Below are 3,503 nucleotides of genomic sequence, written 5' to 3' on the forward strand. Positions count from 1 at the left end.
CTTCTGCCGACGCACGCACGCCCTCCCCCGCCGACCTGCGCCGCTGGCGCCGCTACCTGGCCGACGAACGCGCCGAGGCCGCCGTGTACCGCGACCTCGCGCAGCGCCGCAGCGGGGAGGAGCGCGAGATCCTGCTCGCCCTCGCCGAGGCCGAGCGGCGGCACGAGCAGCACTGGCTCGACCTGCTCGGCGACCAGGTCGGCCGCCCGATGCGCGGCGACCTGCGCACCCGGCTGCTCGGCTGGCTCGCGCGGCGGTTCGGGTCGGTGTTCGTCCTCGCGCTCGCCCAGCGGGCCGAGGCGCGGTCGCCGTACGCGGCCGACGCCGACGCGACCCCGCGCATGGCGGCCGACGAGCAGGTGCACGAGGAGGTGGTGCGCGCCCTCGCCGCGCGCGGCCGGCAGCGGCTCTCCGGCACCTTCCGCGCCGCGGTGTTCGGCGCCAACGACGGCCTGGTCAGCAACCTCGCGCTCGTGCTCGGCGTGAGCGCGAGCGGCGTGGCGACGCACGTCGTCCTCCTGACCGGCATCTCGGGCCTGCTCGCGGGCGCCCTGTCGATGGGGGCGGGCGAGTACGTGTCGGTGCGGTCGCAACGGGAACTGCTGGAGGCTTCCACACCCAACCCCGCGACCCGGTCGGCGCTCCCCCAGCTCGACGTCGACGCCAACGAGCTCGCGCTCGTCTACCGTGCCCGCGGCCTGTCCCCCGAGGAGGCGGACGAGCACGCGGCCGAGGTGCTGCGGTCGCTGCGGCCGTACACGGCGCCTATCCCGGTCGCGGCGGCCCCGATCTCGGCGAGCGCCGCCGCCGAGCAGGCGGAGGACGAGCACGAGGCCGTCGGCAACGCGTGGGGCGCGGCGATCTCGAGCTTCTGCTTCTTCGCCTCCGGCGCGCTAATCCCGATCCTGCCGTACCTGTTCGGGCTCGGCGGGCTCACGGCCGTGATCGTGTCGGCGCTGGTCGTCGGCGTGGCGCTGCTCGGCACGGGAGCGGTCGTCGGCCTCCTCTCGGGGGCGTCGCCGCTCAAGCGCGCGCTGCGCCAGCTCGCCATCGGATTCGGTGCGGCGGCCGCGACGTACCTGCTCGGCCTGCTGTTCGGGACGACGATCGGCTAGCAGGCGCGCCTTCTCGGCGGCGGATCAGCGCCGGCGCTGGGTTCCGCCCACTCCGTAGACCAGGGCGCCGGCCAGCGGGATCAGCAGGAACCACAGCCAGCTGTACTGGTAGCCCCAGATCATTCCGGTGAGGAAGAACAGGATCACCGCGATGAACGGCATGATCGACACGACCAGGAGGCCCCAGCGGCTTCCGGTCGGCTCCCCCTGCGGCGCGGGGGCGCCGTAGCCGTACGGCTGCTGGGATGCGTACTGCTGGGATGCGTACGGCTGCTGCGGCGCGTACGGCTGCTGGGCGGCGAAGGGCTGCTGGCCGGCATCCTGCGGTTGCGCGGAGGGCTGTTGCGCGGCGCCCGGGTGGTGGCCGCCGGCCGGGTCGAGGTGGAGGCCGCCCGGCAGGTCCGCGAACAGCGGCGCGAGGTCGCCGCGCGTGACCGCCGACCGGGCCGAGGCCGTGCGCGACTGCAGCTCGGTGTCGTCGAGCCTCCCCGCCCCCGCGTGCGACTGCAGGGCCGCGACCGCGTGCTCGCGCTCGTCGTTGCTAAGGCGCAGCGAGGCGCCCGCGGGATCGCTGATGTCGGACATGACGCTCAGTATGGCAGCAGGGCGGGCGGCCCGACAGGCCGTCTTCGGGGTGCGCCGGGCGCAGGATCGCCGTACACTCGGATTCGAACATACGTTCGAGTGAGGAGGTGGTGCCGGTGACCGACATCGACGAGGCGGTCGCCGTCTGGACGACGGACGAGGGCATCCCGACCCGGCTGGTCTGGCGCTCCACGCGCTACCGCGTGAGCGACACCCCGACGGTGTGGGCGGAGGTGTGCACCTGGTGGCGGCCGTTCGGCGAGCACCGCTACGGCGTCGGAACGCTGCCGCGCGAGATCGGCGGCTGGCGGTTCCAGGCGACCAGCGACACCGGCGATGCGCACGTCTTCGACGTCCGCCACGACGCCGGGGACCGCAGCTGGCGGCTGGTGCGCGTCTTCGACTGACGGGCGGCGCCCGCGGGCGCGTGGCCGTGCGCTGGCGAGCCTCCACCGCCTCCCGCCGCGGATCGCCTACCCTCGCTGGGGTGATGGACGACCGCTACGGAACCGACGTGCTGGCCGGCGACTGGAGGAACGCGGGGCGCAAGCCCGTTCCCGAGGTGGAGGCCGTGCGCGACCTCGTCGTCGAGGAGGCCGGCACCGGCTTCTGCGGCGCGATCACCCGGCTGGAGGCCCAGACCGTCGAGCTGGAGGACTACTTCGGCAAGAAGCGCGTCTTCCCGCTCGGCTCGGCGTTCCTCATCGAGGGCGAGCCGGTGCGGCTGGTGGTCCCGAAGCGCACTCAGGAGGGGCGGACGCGCACCGCCTCCGGCTCCTTCGCCGTCGGCGACCAGCGGGCCAGGGTCGCGCGGGCGAGCCGCATCTTCGTGGAGGGCCGGCACGACGCCGAGCTCGTCGAGCGCGTGTGGGGCGACGACCTCCGCGTCGAGGGCGTCGTGGTCGAGTACCTGGAAGGCGTGGACGACCTCGACGCGATCGTGCGCGACCTCGCGCCCGACCGCAGGCGCCGCATCGGCGTGCTGGTGGACCACCTGGTGCCAGGCTCCAAGGAGAGCCGGATCGCCGAGGCCGTGGCGCGCGGGCCGTACGGCGAGCACGTGCTCGTGGTCGGGCATCCCTTTGTCGACATCTGGCAGGCGGTGAAGCCGGAACGAGTCGGGCTGAAGGCGTGGCCGACCATCCCGCGCTCGGTGCCGTGGAAGCACGGGATCTGCGCGGCGCTCGGTCTGCCGCACGAGACGCAGGCCGACATCGCGCGGGCGTGGAAGCGCATCCTCGGGCAGGTGCGCACGTACGCCGACCTGGAGCCGCAGCTGCTCGGGCGGGTGGAGCAGCTGATCGACTTCGTCACGGAGCCGTAGGCCCCCAGCCGTACTCGGTGTAGGTGTCGCCGCGGCGCAGGGCGTCGAGGGCGTGGCGGATGACCGGGACGACGTCGTCCGGCAGGTCATCGAGCGGCACCCAGAGCAGCTCGGAGGCCTTGTCAGGCTCGGCCAGGCGCGGCCGCATCCCGGGGGCGAGCGTCGCGGTGAAGAAGAAGTCGACGTAGGCGACCCCGTCGGCGATGCCGTGCTGCACGAGGGCCATGCGGACGGCGTCGCGCGGGAGGTCGAGGCCGAGCTCCTCGCGGGTCTCGCGCAGCAGCGCGGCGGTGGCCGACTCCCCCGGCTCGATGTGGCCGGCGGGCACGGCGAGCTCGCCGTCGCGGTAGCCGGTGCCGGCGCGGCGCAGCAGGAGGACGCGGCCGCGTGCGTCGCGCAGGCAGAGATAGACGGCCGCCGGGTACGTGGATCGCATGCAGCCATTGTGCGCCGACCCGCCCCTCGCCTCGCCTCGCCCC

The 3,503-nt window shown here is 74.3% G+C and carries 5 protein-coding genes; 3 read left to right on the forward strand and 2 right to left on the reverse strand.

Going from position 1 to position 3,503, the window contains the following annotated elements; genetic code table 11:
• Positions 1 to 35 precede the first annotated feature (35 nt).
• Positions 36 to 1,115, forward strand: coding sequence for a VIT1/CCC1 transporter family protein (locus ACR9ZG_RS18500; RefSeq protein ID WP_481286313.1), 1,080 nt, complete (start codon positions 36 to 38; stop codon positions 1,113 to 1,115).
• A 24-nt stretch (positions 1,116 to 1,139) separates the two neighbouring features.
• Here the strand turns inward: ACR9ZG_RS18500 and ACR9ZG_RS18505 are convergent, their stop codons facing one another.
• Entirely contained in the window at positions 1,140 to 1,700 is a 561-nt protein-coding gene (locus ACR9ZG_RS18505) for a DUF1707 domain-containing protein (protein WP_481286311.1), read from the reverse strand.
• Between the two features lie 110 nt (positions 1,701 to 1,810).
• Here ACR9ZG_RS18505 and ACR9ZG_RS18510 point away from each other — a divergent pair, with 110 nt between their 5' ends.
• Together ACR9ZG_RS18510 and ACR9ZG_RS18515 are read left to right on the forward strand one after the other, a co-directional pair.
• Complete coding sequence (locus ACR9ZG_RS18510) at positions 1,811 to 2,107, forward strand: DUF6504 family protein (protein WP_481286314.1); 297 nt, start codon at positions 1,811 to 1,813, stop codon at positions 2,105 to 2,107.
• 83 nt (positions 2,108 to 2,190) lie between these two features.
• Positions 2,191 to 3,024 carry a DUF3097 domain-containing protein gene (locus tag ACR9ZG_RS18515; protein ID WP_481286315.1) on the forward strand — a complete coding sequence of 278 codons (834 nt, stop codon included), beginning with the start codon at positions 2,191 to 2,193 and terminating at the stop codon, positions 3,022 to 3,024.
• Here the strand turns inward: ACR9ZG_RS18515 and ACR9ZG_RS18520 are convergent.
• Positions 3,011 to 3,460, reverse strand: coding sequence for an NUDIX domain-containing protein (locus ACR9ZG_RS18520; RefSeq protein ID WP_481286312.1), 450 nt, complete (start codon positions 3,458 to 3,460; stop codon positions 3,011 to 3,013). The two genes, ACR9ZG_RS18515 and ACR9ZG_RS18520, sit on opposite strands and share 14 nt — an antisense overlap.
• Positions 3,461 to 3,503 lie beyond the last annotated feature (43 nt).

Source organism: Leifsonia sp. KNZ12-8B, from assembly GCF_056755495.1.